The sequence below is a fragment of the Robinsoniella peoriensis genome, from assembly GCF_000797495.1.
GTDB lineage: Bacteria > Bacillota > Clostridia > Lachnospirales > Lachnospiraceae > Robinsoniella > Robinsoniella peoriensis.
Window position 1 is genome coordinate 146,890 of record NZ_JTGN01000005.1, and the last position, 21,786, is coordinate 168,675.

The 21,786-nt window shown below is 38.2% G+C and carries 24 protein-coding genes; 18 read left to right on the forward strand and 6 right to left on the reverse strand.

Annotated features, from left to right (window positions below; genetic code table 11):
- Positions 1–24 precede the first annotated feature (24 nt).
- The 4 genes from QR40_RS31760 (at position 25) to QR40_RS11635 (ending at position 2,361) form a co-directional block, all read left to right on the forward strand.
- A complete protein-coding gene (locus QR40_RS31760; protein WP_156042926.1) occupies positions 25–183 on the forward strand; it encodes a hypothetical protein in 159 nt (52 codons plus the stop codon).
- Between the two features lie 492 nt (positions 184–675).
- On the forward strand, positions 676–1,047 hold the full coding sequence (locus QR40_RS11625) for an iron chaperone (protein ID WP_027294563.1): 372 nt from the start codon (positions 676–678) through the stop codon (positions 1,045–1,047).
- A 13-nt stretch (positions 1,048–1,060) separates the two neighbouring features.
- A complete protein-coding gene (locus QR40_RS11630) occupies positions 1,061–1,597 on the forward strand; it encodes a dihydrofolate reductase family protein (RefSeq protein WP_044295108.1) in 537 nt (178 codons plus the stop codon).
- Between the two features lie 179 nt (positions 1,598–1,776).
- Entirely contained in the window at positions 1,777–2,361 is a 585-nt protein-coding gene (locus QR40_RS11635; protein ID WP_044295110.1) for a TetR/AcrR family transcriptional regulator, read from the forward strand.
- Between the two features lie 120 nt (positions 2,362–2,481).
- Here QR40_RS11635 and QR40_RS11640 read toward each other — a convergent pair whose 3' ends face one another.
- Both QR40_RS11640 and QR40_RS11645 read right to left on the reverse strand, forming a co-directional pair.
- On the reverse strand, positions 2,482–3,411 hold the full coding sequence (locus QR40_RS11640) for an IS3 family transposase (RefSeq protein ID WP_152614204.1): 930 nt from the start codon (positions 3,409–3,411) through the stop codon (positions 2,482–2,484).
- A gap of 32 nt (positions 3,412–3,443) precedes the next feature.
- Positions 3,444–4,121, reverse strand: coding sequence for a helix-turn-helix domain-containing protein (locus tag QR40_RS11645; protein WP_044295113.1), 678 nt, complete (start codon positions 4,119–4,121; stop codon positions 3,444–3,446).
- A gap of 378 nt (positions 4,122–4,499) precedes the next feature.
- On the opposite strand from QR40_RS11645, the gene QR40_RS11650 reads away from it, so the two are divergent.
- The 4 genes from QR40_RS11650 to QR40_RS11660 all read left to right on the forward strand — a co-directional run bounded on the left by QR40_RS11650 (position 4,500) and on the right by QR40_RS11660 (position 7,153).
- Positions 4,500–5,447 carry an ABC transporter ATP-binding protein gene (locus QR40_RS11650; protein ID WP_027294560.1) on the forward strand — a complete coding sequence of 316 codons (948 nt, stop codon included), beginning with the start codon at positions 4,500–4,502 and terminating at the stop codon, positions 5,445–5,447.
- Entirely contained in the window at positions 5,440–6,210 is a 771-nt protein-coding gene (locus tag QR40_RS11655) for an ABC transporter permease (protein ID WP_044295115.1), read from the forward strand. The genes QR40_RS11650 and QR40_RS11655 overlap by 8 nt, the downstream gene beginning before the upstream one ends.
- Positions 6,211–6,428: 218 nt before the next feature.
- Positions 6,429–6,602: a GNAT family N-acetyltransferase gene (locus QR40_RS33155; protein ID WP_081998881.1), complete on the forward strand. Its 174-nt coding sequence runs from the start codon at positions 6,429–6,431 to the stop codon at positions 6,600–6,602.
- Positions 6,599–7,153: a GNAT family N-acetyltransferase gene (locus QR40_RS11660; RefSeq protein ID WP_044295117.1), complete on the forward strand. Its 555-nt coding sequence runs from the start codon at positions 6,599–6,601 to the stop codon at positions 7,151–7,153. The genes QR40_RS33155 and QR40_RS11660 overlap by 4 nt, the downstream gene beginning before the upstream one ends.
- Before the next feature lie 49 nt (positions 7,154–7,202).
- Here QR40_RS11660 and QR40_RS11665 read toward each other — a convergent pair whose 3' ends face one another.
- Positions 7,203–8,597 (reverse strand): aminotransferase-like domain-containing protein, encoded by a 1,395-nt coding sequence (locus QR40_RS11665; RefSeq protein WP_044295118.1) that lies wholly within the window; start codon positions 8,595–8,597, stop codon positions 7,203–7,205.
- A gap of 174 nt (positions 8,598–8,771) precedes the next feature.
- On the opposite strand from QR40_RS11665, the gene QR40_RS11670 reads away from it, so the two are divergent.
- Entirely contained in the window at positions 8,772–9,254 is a 483-nt protein-coding gene (locus QR40_RS11670) for a peptide deformylase (RefSeq protein ID WP_044295119.1), read from the forward strand.
- Positions 9,251–9,949 carry an aspartate/glutamate racemase family protein gene (locus QR40_RS11675; RefSeq protein WP_044295120.1) on the forward strand — a complete coding sequence of 233 codons (699 nt, stop codon included), beginning with the start codon at positions 9,251–9,253 and terminating at the stop codon, positions 9,947–9,949. The genes QR40_RS11670 and QR40_RS11675 overlap by 4 nt, the downstream gene beginning before the upstream one ends.
- 12 nt (positions 9,950–9,961) lie before the next feature.
- Here QR40_RS11675 and QR40_RS11680 read toward each other — a convergent pair whose 3' ends face one another.
- Complete coding sequence (locus QR40_RS11680) at positions 9,962–10,294, reverse strand: winged helix-turn-helix transcriptional regulator (RefSeq protein ID WP_044295121.1); 333 nt, start codon at positions 10,292–10,294, stop codon at positions 9,962–9,964.
- Between the two features lie 151 nt (positions 10,295–10,445).
- Here QR40_RS11680 and QR40_RS11685 point away from each other — a divergent pair, with 151 nt between their 5' ends.
- From QR40_RS11685 to QR40_RS11725, 8 genes are all read left to right on the forward strand, one after another.
- Positions 10,446–11,069: a flavodoxin family protein gene (locus QR40_RS11685; RefSeq protein WP_330373727.1), complete on the forward strand. Its 624-nt coding sequence runs from the start codon at positions 10,446–10,448 to the stop codon at positions 11,067–11,069.
- A 671-nt stretch (positions 11,070–11,740) separates the two neighbouring features.
- On the forward strand, positions 11,741–11,908 hold the full coding sequence (locus tag QR40_RS33165; RefSeq protein WP_416389845.1) for a DUF6783 domain-containing protein: 168 nt from the start codon (positions 11,741–11,743) through the stop codon (positions 11,906–11,908).
- A 133-nt stretch (positions 11,909–12,041) separates the two neighbouring features.
- The gene (locus QR40_RS11695) at positions 12,042–13,451 is read left to right on the forward strand and encodes a cation:dicarboxylate symporter family transporter (protein WP_044295125.1); all 1,410 of its coding nucleotides are present in this window, start codon (positions 12,042–12,044) and stop codon (positions 13,449–13,451) included.
- 184 nt (positions 13,452–13,635) lie between these two features.
- Entirely contained in the window at positions 13,636–13,923 is a 288-nt protein-coding gene (locus tag QR40_RS11700; RefSeq protein ID WP_027294553.1) for an ArsR/SmtB family transcription factor, read from the forward strand.
- Between the two features lie 16 nt (positions 13,924–13,939).
- Complete coding sequence (locus QR40_RS11705; protein ID WP_044295126.1) at positions 13,940–15,187, forward strand: MFS transporter; 1,248 nt, start codon at positions 13,940–13,942, stop codon at positions 15,185–15,187.
- A gap of 55 nt (positions 15,188–15,242) precedes the next feature.
- A complete protein-coding gene (locus QR40_RS11710) occupies positions 15,243–15,989 on the forward strand; it encodes an ABC transporter ATP-binding protein (protein ID WP_052430805.1) in 747 nt (248 codons plus the stop codon).
- Positions 15,986–16,891: an ABC transporter permease gene (locus QR40_RS11715; RefSeq protein ID WP_044295127.1), complete on the forward strand. Its 906-nt coding sequence runs from the start codon at positions 15,986–15,988 to the stop codon at positions 16,889–16,891. Before QR40_RS11710 ends, QR40_RS11715 begins: the two co-directional genes overlap by 4 nt.
- Positions 16,892–17,342: 451 nt before the next feature.
- Positions 17,343–18,053, forward strand: a complete 711-nt coding sequence (locus QR40_RS11725; protein WP_044295129.1) for a DinB family protein — start codon at positions 17,343–17,345, stop codon at positions 18,051–18,053.
- A 71-nt stretch (positions 18,054–18,124) separates the two neighbouring features.
- Here QR40_RS11725 and QR40_RS11730 read toward each other — a convergent pair whose 3' ends face one another.
- Both QR40_RS11730 and QR40_RS11735 read right to left on the reverse strand, forming a co-directional pair.
- Entirely contained in the window at positions 18,125–19,666 is a 1,542-nt protein-coding gene (locus tag QR40_RS11730; protein WP_044295130.1) for a response regulator transcription factor, read from the reverse strand.
- Positions 19,659–21,464, reverse strand: coding sequence for a cache domain-containing sensor histidine kinase (locus QR40_RS11735; RefSeq protein WP_027294547.1), 1,806 nt, complete (start codon positions 21,462–21,464; stop codon positions 19,659–19,661). The genes QR40_RS11730 and QR40_RS11735 overlap by 8 nt, the downstream gene beginning before the upstream one ends.
- Positions 21,465–21,786 lie beyond the last annotated feature (322 nt).

The window sequence follows — 21,786 nt, forward strand, 5'->3', positions numbered from 1 at the left end:
TTAATTCTTTTAACGCAGGGGCTTATGTATAAACTTGGAATCAGAATACTGGAAGTATATTTTAAAAGGCTTTTCCCCCACATAATCAAAGATATTACGGTACATATAGATTATGGTCCGGTATTTACGAAGATCATTATACTGGACCTGGTGCCGTGCAGTGATGCCGGATACAGCATTTAATATTTGCCTTTCAAAGGTCACATTTCGCACGATAGCGTGTACTACACAATTACCATTTTGATCTATATTATGTTCAGAATCAATTAGTACATATTCCGGGTCCTTCAGGTATGCAGCTTCTATGGGGATGCGTATGATTGAAGCAAATATGAGTATAAGGATAAAAATTCTCCAGAAAGGTGTTATTGTCAGTTTTCTGTATATTTTAGTCCTGCGCTGGAAATTTAAATTGCCGGCTGGTTTAGTTAAGGCATTGTCTTTTTTATTTTCCATAGTGGTTCCCTCCAATGTATTGATATTTTATCATAACAAACAGGTGGTTTAATATGGTAAAATATGGTAATGGAATTTTGGAGTAATTACGCTAAGGAAAAATCTTACTTCAAAATTTGGAATGCAGTATGTGCTAGTATAAACAGAATGATTTTCTATTTCCTGGACATAATTAAATACGAACGACTGGATAGAAATCATTTGGAACGGAGGAATGAAATGGAACCTTTTGCAGAGTATCTGGAAGCCATTGGCGATGAGGGGCATCGCGACCGTATACGGGAAGTTTTGAACTGGGTGAAACATAAATTTCCAAATCTGGAATCTAAAATCGCATGGAATCAGCCGATGTTTACGGATCATGGAACATTTATTATCGGGTTTAGTATATCAAAACAGCATTTTGCTGTTTCTCCTGAAGTCAGAGGAATTGATGAATTTTCGGAAGAAATAATAAAATCCGGATATAGCCATGGTAAAAATATATTTCGGATCAAGTGGGATGATCCAATTGATTATCCACTGTTAGAGCGTATGATACAGTACAATATAAAGGATAAAGAAGACTGCACAGCTTTTTGGAGAAAATAAATGGGAGGAACACATGCGAAAAGTAATTTTATTTATTGCCATGAGCCTTGACGGCTATATTGCAGGAAAAAACGGAAATATCGACTGGCTGTGTGGACAAGAACCTGCCGCGGACGATATGGTCAGCTATTTTGAGTTTATCAAAGGAATTGACACGGTGATCATAGGATGGAAGACCTATCATCAGATAGTGACAGAATTGTCTCCGGATGATTGGATGTACAAAGACCTGACAAGTTATGTGATTACGCATAAGGAGCTTCATGATACAGAAAATATTAAATTTGTAAATGAGAGTGTCTGTGAGCTTGTAAAAAATTTAAAAGAGGAACCAGGGAAAGATATTTGGATCTGTGGTGGCGCAACAGTTATTCAGCCGCTTGTTCAAGAAAATTTAATTGATAAATTTCATATCTCTATTATCCCCACAATTTTAGGTAATGGAATTCGTCTGTTTGAAATAACAGAAGGTGAAGGACAAAAACAATTGAAATTAATTAAATCACAAAGTTATAATGGGATTACAGACGTAATCTATGAATTGAGATAAATTTGTTTTGTTGTTTTTGATGTTATTGCACCTGAAAAAATCAGAAAACATCTCTTTGGGGATGTTTTTGTCTTATGCCTATTTTTCTTGAGGAATAGCGATTTGACAGATACAGAAAGTTTTGATATACTTAGCACAAGATAAAACAGTGAGTAAATACTCAATGAAAGGAGAATGTAATGACAACACGGGCAGAACAAAAAGCAAAACGAGAAGAAGAGATTTTAATTGCATCTATAGAACTTTTTATAAAAAAAGGATATGCATCCACAAAAACAAGTGAAATATCGAAATCTATAAATATAAGTGAAGGATTGCTTTTTCATTATTTCAAAACAAAAGAAATCCTATTGGAGACCCTGGTAGATATTGCACTGCAGAAAAGTGACACTTGGACAGGCCTTGAAAATCTGGATCCAATTACTTACTTTGAACAAGTTGCCGAATCTGTATTGCGCTGCTTAAAAGAGGATGAAATGGGATCGAAATTTTTTATTCTTGTAGCACAGCTAAAACAAAGTGAAGGTATTCCAAAACATATCTATGAGAAAGTGAAATCCAGGGAGCAGGATGCTGATAAAATAGCTGAAATCATTAAAAGAGGGCAGCAGATGGGCACAATTCGACAAGGTAACCCTTATGCTTTGACTTATTTATTTAGCAACACTTTACAGGCAATAGCGGTGCAGTATGCTTTACATAGCAAAATGCCGTTTCCGGAAGTTGAATGGATTGTTGATATGTTAAGAAATCATCAAAACTAAATATAGTTATAAATTTAAAAGCCGTTTGTTCTAAATGATATGCCCTCTGTCAAGTAGACAGGTTAAATATCTAAAATAAAGTGCAGACGAACGATCACACAGATTTGTGTGGTCGTTTTTCTACGCACACCATTTTTCTTTATATTTCATAATTCTTTTGTTCTGAGCTATTGGATATTCCTTAACTATTTCTGCCTGCAGCGCTTCATTTCTTACTTCTAAAGGGGTTTTGCAATGGTATCTATCTTGTGGACGTTCTGTTGAATAGAATCGCATGTAATCATTTATTGCATGCCTTAAAGAAACCTCATCTGTGATTTTATACATTTGATACATTTCAGCTTTTATAATGCCCCAAAAACCTTCGGTAGGTCCGTTATCAATACAATGTCCAACTCTTGACATAGATTGTTCCATTTCCTGCTCAATAAGCTTTCGTTTAAACACTATACTTGTATACTGAAACCCTCTGTCTGAATGAAAAAGTGGCTTAGCATCAGGATTGGAGGCGATTGCTTTATCAAATGTTTTGAATACCAGATGATTATCATTTCTGCAGCTTATGACATGTGAAACCGGATATCTATCATACAGATCCAAAATGGCACTTAAATAGAGCTTCTTTTGTGTGCCTGGTACTTTGAATTCCGTTACATCTGTTGCCCATTTCTGATTAGGTGCATCTGCATAAAAATCTCTTCCAAGTTTATTTTCAGCCGTTTCATCAGGTGTAGAAGATTTGTACTTCTTCTTTTTCTTTCGGATTACTGCGTGGATGTCAAGTTTCTGCATAATTCTATGAACTCGTTTTTGTCCATAATGAGTATGATTAAAGTGGTTGATCCATGATGTCATTCTGCGATATCCCAAGATGTGATTAAATCGTTGATCATACTCCTTAATTAGCTCCGCAAGTTCTATGTTTTTCAACTCCTGCTCAGGTATTTCACGATGAAGCCATTTGTAATAGGCAGCTCGGGATATTTCCAGTTGTTTACACATCCAGTTAATGCTCCAATATTTGTTTTCAAAAAAGAACTTTATTGCCATAAATCTAGAATCGTATCGTAGTTTTCCTAACCTCACATCCTTTCGAATTCTTTCACTTTTTTTAACAGTTCTGTGACCATATCCTTTTCTTCAAGTTGACGCTTTAATCTAAGGTTTTCGCGCCTCAGGCGTTCTAATTCATCGACCCCAGCATCCGTTTTATGATGACCGCGTTTATCTATTAATGCATTATCACCATTAGCATCATATTTCTTTACCCAGGAATAGACTTGGCTATAAGATACATCATACAATGATGCAGTATCTTTATAATTACGCTGGTGTTTTATACAGTATTCAACGATTTCTTTGCGTTCTTGAATCGTTGTTTTTCTTCTTGCTTCTGCCATATAGACCTCCCTTTTAGGATTATAATCCTCAAGTTCTCTATTGGCATTATACTTCATTATCCACTTTCTTAAAACATATCGGGTGGAAATGCCGTATTTAACAATAATATCATCTACAGAACCTTCTCCTGATAAGACAGCTTCTACACATTGAATTTTCAGTTCTTTAGAATACTTCTTATTTCCATTACCGGTAATGAAAGCAGATATACCATGAATTTGATACTGATTGATCCATTCTCTTAGAGTTGTGTATCCTACATGGTTCTTATTTGCAAGATGCTGAATAGAACCATATCCATCTAAATATTCTTGAGCTGCTTTCGCTCTGAATTCAGGAGTGTGTTTGGATTTAGACATAAAATACCTCCTAAGTAGATTTTGGTTATTTACCTTGTCTACCTAAGAGGTATCATATCAAAAGAGCAGGCGGCTTATTGTATTTAGCAAACAAATCCTTATAGTGACGGGGTTTAGAGATAAAAAGTGGAAAATTAAGGAATGGTATTTTACCGGTTGACAGATATTAAAAGCTTTGATATACTGATGAAGTATTAACTCAACGAGTTTATACTCAATGAGTTCAAACTTGAAGTAATGATAGTAAAGGACTACATAAGAAGATTATATTCCGAAGATAGATAGAAATTATATTTAACGGATGTGAGCCTTTTGCATTGAGAAGAGTAAAAATTACTTTTACAAAGATGATCAAATTAAAATAAGGAGGATTTAGAAATGGATAATTACGAATTTGCAATAAAAGTGAGTGAATTAAAAAAGTCTTATAGAGAAAAAGACGTTTTAAAAGGAGTTACATTTGAAGTTCAGAAGGGCACCATTTTCTGTCTGCTGGGATCGAATGGAGCCGGTAAAACAACAACCGTGAAAATCTTAGCAACATTGCTTCAGATGGATAGCGGAACTGCTTTCGTCTGCGGACAAAATGTAAAAAAGGATGGGGCGCAGGTTAGAAAAAAGATCAGCCTGACCGGACAGTTTGCAGCTGTGGATGAAATACTGAGCGGGAGGGAAAATATGGAGATGGTTGCCCGGTTGAGCCATATCAAAAATTATAAGATGCAGGCAGATAAATTGTTAAGAGATTTCCAGTTGGAAGATGCGGCAGATAAGCGGACTTCCACTTACTCCGGAGGAATGCGCAGGAGGTTAGATATCGCAATGAGTCTATTAGGAAATCCTTCTGTTATATTTTTGGATGAACCGACAACCGGTCTTGACCCACAAAGCAGAAATGCAATGTGGAACATTATTCAAAAGCTTAAAGAGAGTGGAGTTACCATCTTTTTAACCACCCAGTATTTAGAAGAGGCGGAAGAACTTGCTGATCGGGTTGCAATCTTGCATGAGGGTGTTATTATTGCAAATGGCAGTGTGGAAGAGATTAAGAAGATATCATCCAGCGAATATATTCTATTTACTTTAAAACATCGTGAGAATTTGCAAAAGATGAAAAAATTGTTTTCAGAGGATATAACAGCGGTGGATGAAGATAACTTGACGGTGACGATAGAAATAACTGGTGGAATGAAACAAATAACAAATATATTTACAACAATGGAACAGTATGGGGTAATTTCTTCCTCATTTACGCAGAAGAAAGCAACATTAGAAGATGTATTCCTTAATTTAGTGGATGGGCAAAGGAGAATAGTACATGAATAAAATAGCACTTAGTTTAAATGACACGTTTACAATGGTTTCAAGAAGTATGAAACATACAACCAGGCATGTTGAAATATTAATCATGACAGCGGTTTTGCCTTTGGCGCAGTTATTGATGCTTGTGTTTATCATAGGGGGTTCGATGGAGATTGGAGACTTCTCCTATCTGGATTATATTCTGCCGGGTATCTTATTAATGTCAATAGCAAGCAGTGCTTCCATGACTGCCATTTCAGTTAAAGAAGATATGACTAAGGGAATTATGGATCGGTTTCGTACGATGGATATTGGTAAAACAGCCGTATTAAATGGTCATATGGCAGCAACTTTATTAAGATGTGCCATTACAGCACTGGTAGTTTTAAGCGTCGCGGTGTTAATCGGATTTCGGTCTAATGCCGGTTTTATAAATTATTTAACGGTCTTTATGGTTGTATTTATTTTTACGCTGATGTATACGTGGGCGGCGATTGTCTGGGGACTTTTTTGTCCCAGCTTAGAGGCGGTAAGTGCATTTACTTATGTCGGAATGCTTCTTCCTTATGTCAGTTCCTGCTTTGTACCTGTGGATACTTTGCCGGCGGCTATTCAGGTCTTTGCAGAGAACCAGCCATTTACACCGATAGCAGACAGTCTCAGGGGATTGCTTCTGGGTTTTGATACTGGAAATAGTATTATTATATCGATAGTCTGGTGTCTGGGATTGTTTGTAGTGTTCTATATCTGCTCTTTAAAAATTTATCACAAAAGAGCAAATAAGTAGGAACGGTTTTATCCGGTAAGGAAAGGAAGATAAGAGGGTGGATAAGGATTTTCATTAAATTATCTGTTTTTCATTCTGTGAATCTGGTATAATAATAAAAATATAAATTTTTTACAATCATGATGCTGCAGGGAGAGGGGTTATAATATTGGTTCGTGAACTGGATAGAAATGAATTGGAATATGGTATAAATTTAGCTTGGCACGTGTTTTTAGAGTTTGAGGCTCCGGATTACAGTTAATTCTTCTCCGTTTGCAATTCCTGTTTATCATAAATTTGGATTCGTAGATACAGATACGGAAAAAGTTACAAATGGTTTGATGTATACACCAATGGAAATTAGTCTGTTAGAGGTTCGTGGCAGCGCGCAAGAAAGGGAGGAATGCTTATGATAAATCTGGAAACTAGTCGTCTTATATTAAGAGATTATAGTGAAAAAGATGAGGAACTTTATTATCGGCTGAAAAGACATGATAAAACAATGTATTACCTGCAGGATATTAAGATTCATTCTGCCGGCGAGGCGAGAGAAGAATTTCAAAATATGCTTCAGGATATGAATTCGAAAGACAGAAAATTCTATTTTCTTCACATGATGTTAAAAGGTTCCGGGCAGCAGGTAGGAAGTATTGGTTATACCGTTATGGATCATACACCCGTAGGGAAACTTGTGCATTTGGGATATTTCACGTATCCTGAGTTTTGGGGGAATGGGTACACAACAGAAGCCTTAGAGAAAGTACTTGAATTTGCATTTGCTGAAAACGGGGTATACCGAATTACAACGGGTTGTTTGGAAGAGAACAAAGGTTCAGAAAAGGTTATGATAAACTGTGGATTGGTGAAAGAAGCGGAACACGTAGATTGGGAATGGCATGATGGTAAAATGAAAACACGGTTGGAATATCGATTGCTAAAGCAGGAATGGAAACTTAATAAGTAAAAGAAAAAGTTTTTTAATATATCAGGAGTCCATTTAAAAAGGGCTCCTTTTACTTTTGCGCCCATTCTAAGAGAGTTTCTTTTATTATATTAAGCCCCCTGGCCAGATCTTCATGACGATCAGGAGAGCAGACAGCCAGGCGGACAGCCGGAATAAGATTGCTGTTTCCTACTAAAAAACGTTCACTGCAAAACACATGTACGCCCTTCTTTTTTAAACAAATTTCCAACGCATGACTATTAATAGGTTTACGGAGTGTCAGCCAGCGAAACTGGCTTCTTTGGTTTCCCCAAAGTTCATTTCCGGCTAATATGTTTTCCGTAATTCTATTTCTTTTTTTGATTTCCTGAATCTTATCCGTAATAATGTTCCCTGCCAAACCAGTTTGAATTAACTGTGCGGCAAGTTCAGTTTCGATAGGTGATGACATAACATTAATATTTCTGATTCCAGTCAGCAGGCTTTCGCGAAAAATAAGGGGTGTAACCATAAAAGATATTCTTAACCCGGCTGACAGAGCATTAGAAAGTGTGCAAATATGAATGGTTTGATCGGGTATTAATTCATACAGAGAAATGCCTGGCTTTTCGGATAAAAAGGTATAGGTGCCATCTTCAATATTAATCAGTGCGTATTTTTCTATAATGCGGCTCAACTGGGAGCGTTCATTTATATCCATTGTGACAGTCGTTGGATTATGGAAATCGGGAATCACATATATTCCCTTTATACGCTCTGTCCTGCATACCTGTTCTAAATATTTTAGATCCATTTGTTTGCCCAGATAAGGAATAGGAACCAGTATGATTCCCAGCATATTTGCAATATTTTTAATTCCCGGGTAAGTAAGGGAGTTTGTAACAATTTTATCACCGTAGTGAAAGAGTGAAGCTAATACAACCGTTAAGGAATTCTGTAATCCGGATGTGATTAAAATATTTTCTGGCTTCGTATGAATGCCCAGCATTTTCAGCCATAGGCAGGCACTTTCTTTTTGCGGCAGACTTCCTGAAATATCGGTGTATTTTAGTATGTTATCAATATTTACCTTGGATGGAAGCCTTTTTAGCATCTGCGTTATATACTTATTTTGCTGATATAGCGGATGAGATGCGCCAAGGTTAATGCAATTGAAATCTTCGATCTCGTGTAACATCGGAAGATTTGCGCTTACATCGGAAGCAACGTAGGTTCCTCTTCCGATGGTTCCACTGATTAAGCCCTTTGCTTCACATAATTTAAATGCTCTTGTAATCGTACTCAGGTTAACATCCAGATAATCAGCTAACTCCCTTTGGGGAGGCAGCTTATCATTAGGACGCAAAATTCCCGCACCGATATCTTTTTCTAATGCAGCTGCGATAGAAAGATATACTGGCTTTTTTTCTTTATTTAGTTTTGGCCTCCAGCTCATAGGATAATTTTCAAATGAATTAACCGGCATGATTTCCACCTCTCACAAATAATTGTTCTGCATACAATTTTAGCATTGAAACCATACAATATCAAGAGTTATAATTTGGGGGTAAACAGCCAGACTTAGTCCTTCCGCAAAAGGAATGTGAGCATTGGTGCAAAGAATTTGAAACGAACTTTATAGTAAAAGAGGATAAAGAATATGGTAAAAGAAATATTGCTGCTTGGGGATAAACGATTATATCAAAAAAGTGAATCAGTACAAGTGGGTAAGGATCTGGATCCTATTATCGCCGATCTGCATGACACCTTAATGGATTTTAGAATCAGGTATCAGGCGGGGCGTGCTATTGCAGCACCACAAATCGGAGTAGGGGAACGTATTATTTATATGCATCTGGATTCACCCACAGTCTTTATTAACCCGGAACTGGAATTTCCGGACGGCGAAGAAATGGAAGTTCTGGATGATTGCATGTCTTTTCCTGATTTATATGTAAGAGTAAAAAGGCACAAACGCTGTATCATACAATATTTTGATACAGACTGGAAGAAAAGGGAGATGATTTTAGAGGGGGATCTGGCAGAATTATTACAGCACGAATATGATCATTTGGACGGTATACTTGCAACTATGAGGGCAATAGACAATAAAGCATTTTACATGAGAGAGGAGATAATATGAAAAAGTTAGGGATACTTGGTGGCATCAGCTCAGCTTCCACGGCAGAATATTATAAAAAAATATTGAATTTGTATTATGGAAAATTTCAGAATTATTATTACCCGGAGATAGTGATAGAGAGTCTTAATTTCCAGTATTTTACCGACCTTGAAAATCAGAACCGCTTGGATGAATATTTAAATTACATTAAAAAGGGAATTGTAAATTTAAAAAATGCAGGTGCAGACATAGTAATCATGGCTGCCAACTCTCCCCATTCGGTATATGGTTTACTGGAAAAGGAACTTGAAATACCAATTTTAAATATTGTGGATTCTGTAGCGAAACAGGCACAGGCACTGAAGATGAGAAAGCTGCTTTTGACCGGAATACGGTATACAATGAAGCATTCCTTTTATAAGGACAGAATGAAGAAATATGGGATTGAAATGATATCGCCGGATGAAAAACATCAGAATATAATTAATCATATCATTTTTGATGAATTGGTAATAAATAAAATTAATCAACAATCTCAGAGGAAATTTATCGAGATTGTTGATTATTACAAGAAAGAATATGGAATTCAGGGGGTAGTCTTAGGGTGTACAGAACTGCCCCTGTTGGCGGAGGGGTTGGAAGCACCCGTACCATTTCTGGATTCTCTGGAATTGCATTGCTTGGATACTTTGGCGTATATTTTACTCCCGGAATGAAGTGAATGATAATTATAGCCGATTCTTTTCTCCCCATTCACACATTCCGTCCAGAATTGGTATCAGGGATTTTCCGCGTTCTGTCAGGCTGTATTCTACTTTGGGTGGAATCTGCGGGTATTCTTTCCGGTTGACAAGCTGATCATTTTCCAGTTCTTTTAATGTGGAACTAAGGGTTTTATAAGAAATTGTACCGATATATTTTTTCATTTCATTAAATCTCACGATGCCATATTCCATCAAAGTATATAGGATTGTCATTTTATATTTTCCGTTAATCAGTGACAGGGTATAGCTGAAACCTGTTCCTTCTAAATTTGAATCTGAGATACATTCCAAACCCATATTTACACTCTCCTTAAAGTAAGTATTATACATAATTGTTAGTATCGCACTTTTATGTGCGTACTTGTTTTAAGTATAGTTCTGGGTATAATTATATTGTAGATAAAAGAAAAAGTCAATTCCGGAGGAGCCAGTAAATGTAATTTCTAAAATGAAATTCGAACAATTAGCAAATGTTTATTCCGGAGCAGGCAGTAAGCGTATAATGAAAATGGAGGATACCGTAATGGGAAAGAAAATAATTATATTAAATGGAAGTCCAAGACAAAAAGGAAATACGGCAGGATTAATTGAAGCATTTACGAAAGGGGCAGAAAGTTCAGGAAACACCGTGATGAGATTTGATCTGCAGAAGATGAATATTCATCCATGCCTAGGCTGTTATGGCGGAGGAAAAAATCCGGATAGCCCTTGCGTGCAAAAGGATGATATGGATCAAATTTATCCCTATTACATAGATGCAGATGTGGTAGTGCTTGCAACGCCGCTTTATTACTGGTCCATGAGCGGACAATTAAAATGTGCGTTTGACCGTTTGTTTGCAGTTGCAGAATGTGATTCCGGTTATAACAATCCGAAAAAAGATAGTATTCTTTTGATGGCAGCAGAGGGGAACGGATTTGATGAGACGGTATACTGGTATGACCATTTAAGCCAACATATCGGATGGAAAGACCTGGGCCGGGTACTTGCCGGTGGTGTTATGAATGTAGGTGATATCAACGGAAGCGAGAAACTCACAGAAGCCGAAAATTTAGGGGCATCTATTTCATAGGAAAGATGAAGAGTAGAAAATATTGTAAATTTGAATTTAGCTAATTAAGACGCTTTGTAGATGTAGGTAGTGTACGGAAAGAGAAGGGGACGGACCAGGACATTGGTTTGGAAGGCTTACCGCAGAACTGGCATTTTCTAACCTTCCCGGAGCACTTTTTGGCGGCACGCGGGCATTCGCTCCGAAATCCTGATGCATTTCGCAGCTCACTGCCCGCTTAGTATCCGATGGGAGCCAGTCGAATTGTATCCGCCAAAAATCACTCCGGGTAGGTAAGTAAATGCTCAGCTCTGCTATACGCCTTCCAAACCAATGTCCTGGTCCGCCCCCTTCTCTTTCCGAGATAGCATTCGTTGATACAAAGCTGGTTTTCTCAGCATGATGGGACCCTGGGGTTGTGGCATGCCGGACGTGATTGGCGTAAAGCTACTGATGTAAAGCAACTGATCTTGAGAACGGAATTTGTTTTTCATTCCGCGATTAGAAAAAGAAGTAGACGTTATCTTCTTTTATGCATAAACAGCCAAAAATATACTGCAATCCATCCAATAAAGAACAGCCAGCCACACCCATCTTTCTGTACACTACTATCATTTACAAAGCGTCCCCTTCTCAGCTAAACCCAAATTTAAGATGAAATTATTCTCTATAGTACTGGAGCGTGTTTTAAAATTCATTCCTGCCATCTGCATGCCCCACTTTGCGGCATATTTGCCCCGAATTCAGGTTGCGTAGCCCGCTACGCGCCCTTCATCCGGGACAAATCTCCCACAAACTGTGACGCACAGCTGCCAGAAAGCAATTTTAAAACACGCTCTAGGAGTATAGAGTTAAATTAGAAAAATTCTTGTCCATTATAGGACGATATGTTACAATGGGGAAGTTGTATGCATCACCTTATTAATGGGCATTATAATTAGAAACATTATATGACACAGCAAGATAATCTTTTGTTAAAGGAAGTAGATAAAAATGGATAATGTATTTTTTAAAGAATTTTTGATGTTAAGTGATATTCGAACACTGCTTTGTCTGGGGCTATTAGTTGCCTTATTCATAGTTATGAACAGAATTCAAAAGCGAAAGGTAAGCTTTTCCAAAAGAATGATTATTGGTACCGTATTCGGATTGGTGCTGGGACTGATAGTACAGGCTATATCCGGATTTGTTAATCAGCCGATGGATATTACTTTCGTTGCGGAAACCACAAAGTGGTATGGGTTATTTGGCAACGGATTTATAGATCTGATCAGAATGCTGGTTGTACCGTTGGTTATGGTATCGATTATCCATGTGATTATCAACATGCAAAAAGATGCCAACATTGGTAAACTGACTAAGAATACCATTGTTGTAACTATGGTAATGGTTATTATAGCTGTTGTGGTAGGCCTTTGCGTAGGCATCCTGTTCAAAGTTGGAACAGGGATGTCGACTACTGCTGAAGCAGTAGAGATGAAAGAAATTAAAACAGTAGTAGATACCTTGAGAGGATTACTGCCTGCTAATCCGGCACAGGCAATGGTGGATGTAAATATTATTGCACTGGTGATTGTAGCTGTATTTTTTGGCCTGGGAGCCAAAAGAATGTCCAAAAAATACTTTGATGTTGTAAAGCCATTTTTTGATTTGATTAATGCACTGCATAAAATTATTATGAGTATTGCCATGACAATTATCAAATATATGCCATATGCAGTAATTGCTTTACTGGCTAATACGATTGCCCAAAAGGGTATTGAAAGTATTTTGGAAGTGGGTATTTTTATTGCAGCCCTTTATACAGCGGTGGCAATTATGTTTATCATCCAGTTGATTACTTTGGTGATATTTGGTGTGAATCCGGGGATTTATCTTAAAAAAGGTATCTCTGTTATGATTCTGGCATTTACTTCAAGGTCCAGTGTAGGTTCCCTGCCTCTTACCATTGAAACCCTAACGGATAAAATGGGCGTAAATGACGGCACAGCCAATTTTGTTGCCGGTTTTGGTACAACTGCGGGTATGCAGGGATGTGCAGGAGTATTTCCGGCGTTGCTCCTTATATTTGTGGCTAATGTAAATGGTATGCCTATAGATATTACTTTTATTGCAATGTCCATTATTGTTGTGACTTTAGGTTCGTTGGGAATCGCAGGAATACCGGGAACAGCCACTATGGCAGCCTCCGTTGCCCTGTCTGGTGTGGGTCTGGCATCTTCCTTTCCGGTAGTCAGCCCGATTCTGGCAATCGATCCTATCATTGACATGGGAAGGACACTGCTTAATGTGACCGGATCTATGGTTAATGCCATTGTCGTAGACAGAACATTAGGTCAAATGAATATGGAAAAATTTAAGGATATGAATACAGAAGTTATACCGGAAAGTAGGAAAGAGTAGTAAAATTGATAAGGTGAATAGGCAGCAAAGAAGATGTGCCATGCAGGATGCGGCACATCTTCTTTTTGGAGAATGAAATAGGCGGGGCTGCCCCGTCTGTTTTTATGTCACATATCACATTGACATTTTTCGATATGACGTTTATACTAAGATATATCGAAAAAAATGAATGTGAGGTGATTTTATGGGGAACTATGAGAATGAAGCAAAAGTTTTTAAAGCTTTTTGCGATGAGAATCGGTTACAGATATTAGAAATGCTCCGCAGCGGGGAAAAATGCGGATGCAGGCTTCTGGCTGAACTGGATATTAGTCAGTCAACCCTGTCTCATCATATGAAAATCTTATGTGATTCCGGAGTTGTCTCCGGGAGGAAGGTTGGAAAATGGACACATTATTCTATCAGCAGACAGGGCAGTGAAAGAGCAGGCATGCTTCTTAGGGAATTGACAAAAACTGAGGGTTCAGAATAAGAGGTTAATAAATAATATGAAACATATGAAACCATGGAAGAAAAATTTTTTTACTATATGGAGCGGGCAGGCAGTTTCTCAATTTTCCAGTTCTGTTTTACAATTTGCTATCGTCTGGTATTTAACGGATGTGACAGGTTCTGCGTTAGTACTATCGGCAGCCATGCTAATGGGTTTTCTGCCCCAGGGGATTTTAGGACCGTTTATCGGTGTGTATATTGACCGCTATCAACGAAAGAAAATTATGATTATATCTGATCTTTTGATTTCTGCAGCCAGTTTTGTCCTGGTTATTGCTGGGGTGTTCGGATTCCTTTCAACAGGAGTTATTTTGGCTGTTTTGCTGGTACGTTCGATTGGTTCCGCTTTTCATACACCGTGCCTGCAGGCGGCAACACCTCAGATTGTTCCAGCGGATCAGCTGACTCGCTGTGCGGGATATTCTCAGTCACTGCAATCTGTTTCACAGATATTCAGCCCTGTATTGGCGGCTGTACTTTATCAGATATGGAGCCTGAGTGGAATTATTTTTTTAGATGTTATTGGAGCGCTGATTGCAGTATTCACATTGATAATCAGTTATATTCCAGAGTTAGAAAAAGGTGAAGAGACAAAAAGACTGCCCGTAATACGTGAAATGCTGGAAGGTTTTCGGATTTTACGTACAAATAAAGGAATGCTTGGGCTGGTATTAATCAGCGCATTATATACATTGGCACTGATGCCCACCAGTGCATTGTTTCCCTTAATGAGCATGTCCTATTTTGGAGGAACAAGCACCTATGCAAGTATTGTTGAGGTTATTTTTTCAGTAGGGCTGCTGATCGGTTCTTTAATTTTAAGCAGGTGGGGCGGGACAAAAAACAAAGTTTACACGATTATAGGTTCTTATCTGTTAATGAGTGGGAGCCTTTTTGCTTCCGGATTGCTTCCTCAGAATGGATTTGTCGCTTTTACCATATTTTCTTGTATGATGGGCATATCCGGACCGTTTTATTGGGGAATGTATACACCGCTGCTGCAAAGTAAATTTGATGCGAAATATTTGGGAAGAGTGATGTCTCTGTCAGGCAGTATTATGGTAATCACATCACCGATAGGGCTTTCTTTGTCCGGAGTATTTGCAGAGGCATTTGGGGTAGAGAAATGGTTTTTGGTAGCTGGTACATTGACTTTCCTGGCGGCAGTACTGTGCCTGTGTATTCCAGCCATTCGTAACTGTGATAAAAACACGCTCCAGGAGAGGAAGAAACAGGCAGTATGAATGAATAATACCATCAGTCTGCTCATATACCATAGGTAGAAGCGAGGTGATATGAATGGAAGATTGTCTGTCGGTAGATGGGCTTAGTAAAGCTTATGGCAAAAAGAAAATAGTCAAATCTCTGGAATTCCAGGTGAAACAGGGACAAGTGCTGGCATTTTTGGGGCCAAATGGTGCGGGGAAAAGTACAACAATGAATATGATTGGAACCCTTCTTGCCAAAACAGATGGGAAAATATATATTGACAACAAAGATATGGACACTGATAAAAATGAGATTAAGAGAAAAATCGGTATGGTTTTCCAGGAAGATGTACTGGATGGGGATTTGACGATCTATCAGAATCTGTGGTTTAGAGGGGGATTGTACTGGAAACGTGACAGCGAATTGAAGAAACAGATTGGTGAGCTGATTCATTTGCTGGACATGGAAAAGATTCAGAATCAAAGATACGGGGAATGTTCCGGCGGACAGCGAAGACTGGCACAGATTGCCCGTGCATTAATATCTAAACCCAGACTGCTGATTCTGGATGAACCCACTACCGGTCTGGACCCGGTTACCAGACAAAATGTCTGGGATGTGCTGCTAAAGCTGAAAGAGCAGCTGCAGATGACGATATTTTATACCACACACTATCTGGATGAAGCGTCCTATGCAGATACACTTTGTATTTTAAAAGATGGTAAAATAGCTGCTTGCGGAAGTCTGAGACAGATTCAGTCAAAATGGAAAAACAGTCTGAAAACGCCGGATTTGGACGAAATATATTTTCAATTGTTAAAAGGAGAAGCATTATGAGAAGCTTGCGGTTTCTGGTACAGAGAAATATAGCTTTATTCTTAAATAACCGGATGAATATAATGCTGTCTTTTGCTTCCATACCGGTAGTAATCAGTCTGTATACTTTTTTTCTCAGAGATTTTCTGACTGATATGGTAAGCCAGACAGGGATCAGCCCGTTTTATGTACAGCAGTTAACCGACCGTATGATGTTTGCCGGTCTTTTGATTGTTATTAATACCACCACTTGCTTTGGTATCATTCAGATTTGTGTCAATGACATGGGAACCGGCATACGAAAAGATTTTCTGGTTGCACCGGTTTCACCATTTTCTATTTTGTCCGGTTATTGGTTTACCAGTATGCTGGTTTCCTGCATTTTTACAGTGCTGACAGCTTTGGGCGGTGAAGTCTTTTTTTCATTTCAGTACAGCAGTACCCTGCCTGTGTTCAGACAGTTGAAAATTCTCATGATTATTATGTTTTCATCCTGTGTTAATTCGGGAATCCTATTGTGCTTTGCACACAAATTAAAAAGTACCACTACATTTTCTACCTTTGCCAATCTTTATGGTACAGTAATAGGTTTTCTGGCTGGTGCCTATCTGCCTTATTATTTTTATCCGGCTTGGATGAAATCCATATTGCTGTGGTTTCCGCCCACTCAGCTGACCAGTATTATCAGACGGGAATACATAAGTATTGCAAATAATTGGGTAGAAAATGGGAACAACCCGGATTTTCTGGGAACGGTGTATCAGAATTTTGGTGTGGAATTAATTCATAACAGCCGAATTCTGTCCGTATTGCAGCAATGGTCCATACTGATATTGGCACTGGCTGTCATACTATCCTATTTATGGGTTTGCAGCTATGAGAGAGTTCCATGCAGTAATACAGGGAAGAGTTTTCATGATTGATTATGCAGTAATTTTTCCAATTCAATACCCAGGCTGTTTTTCATAATTTCTAATTCTTTGTTACTGGGCCGGTTATTATCGGAATACATTTTATCGTGAGGCAGCAGCCAGACAGGGCCTTTATTCGGGGTATCTCCTGAAACCCTTGGGAATATATGCCAATGTAAAAACAGGGATAACGGCAGCAGGCTTATGGGCTGCGATATACAGCTGTGAACGGATATCACTCCTGTTAATTCAATTATATAGGGTAGTTACGTTACGATGAAGTCAAAGCTTTCTGGAAATGAATGGACTGAGGATAAGTACAACAATTGCATTTAAGTATCGCTTACATTATAATATTGTTAAATACCACAAATATGGGCTGCATCAGACCATCACAGCAAGGATCAGTCTTTTAGATGCATGATGCAGACATACACAAAGCCTATATAAGGAGAGCAAAGATATGAAATATTTTGGAAATGGATTAAGCGAATTGCATAAAGAACTTAACAGCATGATTCGTAAGCCGGATAAGATCCAACAGGCAAAGGATATTTTCCTAAAGCTCCATGGGAAGCTGCACGAGTCTAAAGTATCAGATGGAACACACAATGAAGTGGACGAGCTGGTCAGAGACCTGGAAGATGAGGAATATTCTATTATGCCGACGAGCAGGGATGAGACAATTGCATGGGTTTTATGGCATATAGCAAGGATTGAGGATTTAACCATGAATATACTTATTGCCGACGGCAATCAGGTATTTGATGATCGGTGGAAAACGAGATTGAATACTACGGTCACCGATACGGGAAATGCACTGACAGATGAAGAAATCATATGTTTAAGCAAAAGTTTAAATATTCCCGAACTGTTAAACTACAGAAATGAAGTTGGAAGGAGAACCAGAGAAATTGTTCAAAATCTCTTAGCCGAAGATATGAAAAGAAATGTTTCACAGCAGGGGTTAGACCGGATTTTGTCGGAAGGAGGCATTACACAACAGGAAGATTCTATATGGCTTCTGGATTTTTGGGGTAAAAAGGATGTGGCAGGGCTTTTATTAATGCCTCCGACCAGACATGTAATAATGCATCTGAATGATTGCTGCAAATGGAAATCCGTGATCCGGACGAAAAAGAAAACCAGAGATGTAAGCGAGCATCTGCAATAGATCACCAGGGTATAGCAACAGCTTCAGGAAATTAATCCTGAGGCTGTATTTGATTAGATTTTAATGAAGTCCTATTTCACATCCTGATATTTAATCCGGTATTCTGAAGGAGAAATCCCCATAATCTGCTTAAATGCTTTACTGAAATAAAACTGGTTGGAATATCCGCATAATTCCGCCACTTCACGGATGGACATGGTGGAAGAGAGAAAGTAATGGCATGCCTGTTCTATCCGGTATTTTGTTAAATATTCGATTGGCGGGATACCTTCCTGTTTCTTGAATATCCTGCTGAGGTAAGCGGGAGTAATCGAAAATTTTGTGGCAATATTGTGTATATTGATTTCCTGGGAATAGTGTGAGTGGATATATGCCTTAATTTTATCAATAAATTGTGAAGAGTCAGAATTTATTTCCATATTCATCAGCGTATTTTTACAGGCTTGTTCAAATAAAAACAGCAGGGAATCGGTAAGGTCGGTATATCCCTTGGAGGTAGAGAGGTATTCTTCTATTTCCAGAGCGTAATTAGTGAACAATTTATGATCGGTATAATCAAATATATAATATAAAATCTTTTTCAGGCATTCATCCAATTGCTTTTGTGTTATCTTATCTTTGTCACATAAATGTAAAAAAACTTTCAAATGGTTTAGAAAAGAGGGGAGATTCTTATTCTGTATGTCCAATTTGAATTTCTTTTCCGTTGAATCATCCAGAATTTGGCGGAACTCGGTTCCATTTTCCAGAAAATCTTTTTGATAAAGGATGGAGGAATGGCCGAATATCAGATGATTGGCTATCTGGGTCCGCATCAGGGTATGTTTGCTCCGGATATCTGACAGGTCGCAGGTTCTTGAACTGAGACACATTGTAACCGGATAGCCGGAAGGTTTTAAAATGTCCATCAGCCCCAGAAGTAAATTTTTTATCTTTGTAGTATTATTTTGTTTCAGGGAAACTAACAGGAATTTTTCATTTCTGGTAACCCCGTCCAATAAATATACAGTATCATGATTACCCAGGTAATTATGCTGTAAATCTGCGGCAGATAATTGAGAAAGGGCTTCCTCAGAGGGATAAATATCATGCAGCGTAAGTGAGGAGTAGGATCCGACGTTAATCAGGATGCCGTAATAAACAGCCGGTTCCAGTTTCTGTAATTCCTGACTGGAAAGTGAGCCCTTATAATTATGCAGCAGGGAATTCAACATGGAGTGTATGTTTTCTTTTTTTGATGTCTGGATTTTCTCCGACAAGGTATTCAGTGTGTAGTGTAAATCTTCCACAGAGACTGGCTTTAACAGGTAATCATCTACCCCCAGTTTCATTGACTGCCTGGCATATTCAAAATCTTTATATCCGCTTAAAATAACCGTATAAACGGGGATATCATTTTCTTTTAGGTTTTGAATCAGATCCAGTCCGGATGCAATCGGCATACGGATATCCGTAAATAAAATATCAGGCGACAGATCGTATATTTTTTGGTAGGCTTCCTGGCCATTGAGTGCAGTACCTACAATCTCAATGTCAGCAGAAGCTTTTTTCAGTTTTGCGCATAAATCTTTTTGAATCAACAGCTGGTCTTCAGCTACAAATACTTTAATCATCCGGGAGTACTCCTTTCATTGTAATTCTGCTTCCGGGAGAAAGGTTCGAAACAGTAAAATCGAATTTACATGAAAAATGTGCATATAAACGTGCAAAAGTGTTGTAAAGTCCTAAACCATCTATTTCAATATCTTTGTAAGAAAAATTACGGTCCAAGAGGGTGGTTTCTTTGAATACCTGAAGTTCTTTTAGAACATCATCCGGAAATCCCTGACCGTTGTCTTCCACAATAATAATCCATTGTTTCTGACTGATATAAAATTGCAGTGAAATCTTCCAGGGAGGAGCGGAGCATTCAAAAGCATGTTTAAAACAATTCTCTACAAAGGGCTGGATTGTCAGCTTGGGAATACGAAGGTCATAAAGGCTGGAATCAATTTGAAGTTCATAGCTTGAATTTCCATCATTAGAGATCTTCATAAACTCCAGATAATTTTTGGTGTGGTTAATTTCTTCTATTAATGGTACAATCTGTTCTTTGGATGTAATATAGCGCATCATGGAGGAGAAGCCCTGACACATCCTGGTGGTAACTTCACTGCCGTACACCTCACTTGCTGCGCTGATTGCGTTTAAGGCATTGTATAAAAAATGAGGATTTATCTGAGCCTGCAAAGCTGTGAGATTCGCGTTGCTTTCCCTGATCTGCAGTTCATAATTTTGGGCGATGGACTGTTCCAGCCGCTTTAGCATGTGATTGAAAGACGTATTAATGATTTCAAATTCATCAAAGATATCCTCCGGCAGATCCAGGCAGGTATCCTGGTCTAACTGCAGGTTATCAATATGGTTAATCAGCTGCTTTAGTGGTTTCGTTACAACGGATAGTATAATAAACATAATAATTAATGCAGCCAGAAGCACAAGCAGAACCGTAAAGACAGTCGTTGCAATATACGAGATATTCTGTGACTGCATTGTTTTGTTATTTGAAATCAATACTGTCGTAAAAGGTGTAAGACTGCTTCCGGATGAATTGTAAGAATAGCTGTTGGCGAAATTATCTGTCTTACCGTTTTTTATATTTTCTAATACAGAAGCCAGCTGTTCGTCAGTAATGACATATTCGTCCTGCTCATATGGATAAATGATATTATATTCGGAATCCAGAATTAATATTTCTTTTTCATTAGAAAACGTATTCTGTGTACAAATATCAGCCAATACACTGTAAGGTACCTGTATCTCTACCATAGTATCCCGGGTGATGGAGTTATCAGAGAAATTCTTACATACCGAAAGAACGGTTCTGGAAGAGCTGTTCCAGTCATTTAAATGTGGACCGTAATACAGCGCGGAAGCATTTGCTTCCGTCAATAATTCGATAGCTCTGTTTTCTGCCAGGGTTGCCGAGATCAGTTCCCGGTCGCTCAGATAAATTCCGGTATAGTAAAAATAGCCGCATTCGCGGTTATATAACATGACGTTGGAGATAATGGGAGAAAACATCATATTTATCAGTGTCTTCTGTATAATCCGCTCCTCTGAAAGCTGTTCCATATATTCCCTGGAAGTATGTTCAGCCCCGGCAGTGTTCAGGGAAGAAATAATCTGTTTCAGAGAATCATTTTTTGTGATTGAAGTTGCGGCGATATTCATTTGCTCATAGAGGGAATCTACCTGAGCGGAAACCCGGTCTAAAACAATCTGGGATGAAGATATTTCAGTAGATTTTGCATTTCGGATAGCGGTGGTGGAAAAGAGTAGAGATACTATTAGTGCAAGACAGATGAAAAGGCTGCCTACAGAAAAAAATAGTCTTAATTTAAATTTTCCTTTTGTTTTATGTTTGATCATTCATATACGCGCATACAGTAAGCTTTCAACTGTGAGAACAGTTCATCATCTTAACGTATTTCCTTTCCTTTGTATAGTTCCTGGAAGTTCATTATAACAAAGTTTTCTTTCAAAAAACAGTAAAATAGTTATATGTCAAAAAATTATAAAGCAGGTTGACAAAAAAGTACATACCAAATGTGTTGCAGGATTCTTATAATGATAACCATGGAGTTGCCGGTAAATGGCAGAAAAGGGGGTGCTATTGTTTTGAAAGCCGTAAAATTGAGAAGCTGACAGAGTTTGAAAGAAAGTCGCTTTCAAACTACTAATTAAGGAATAG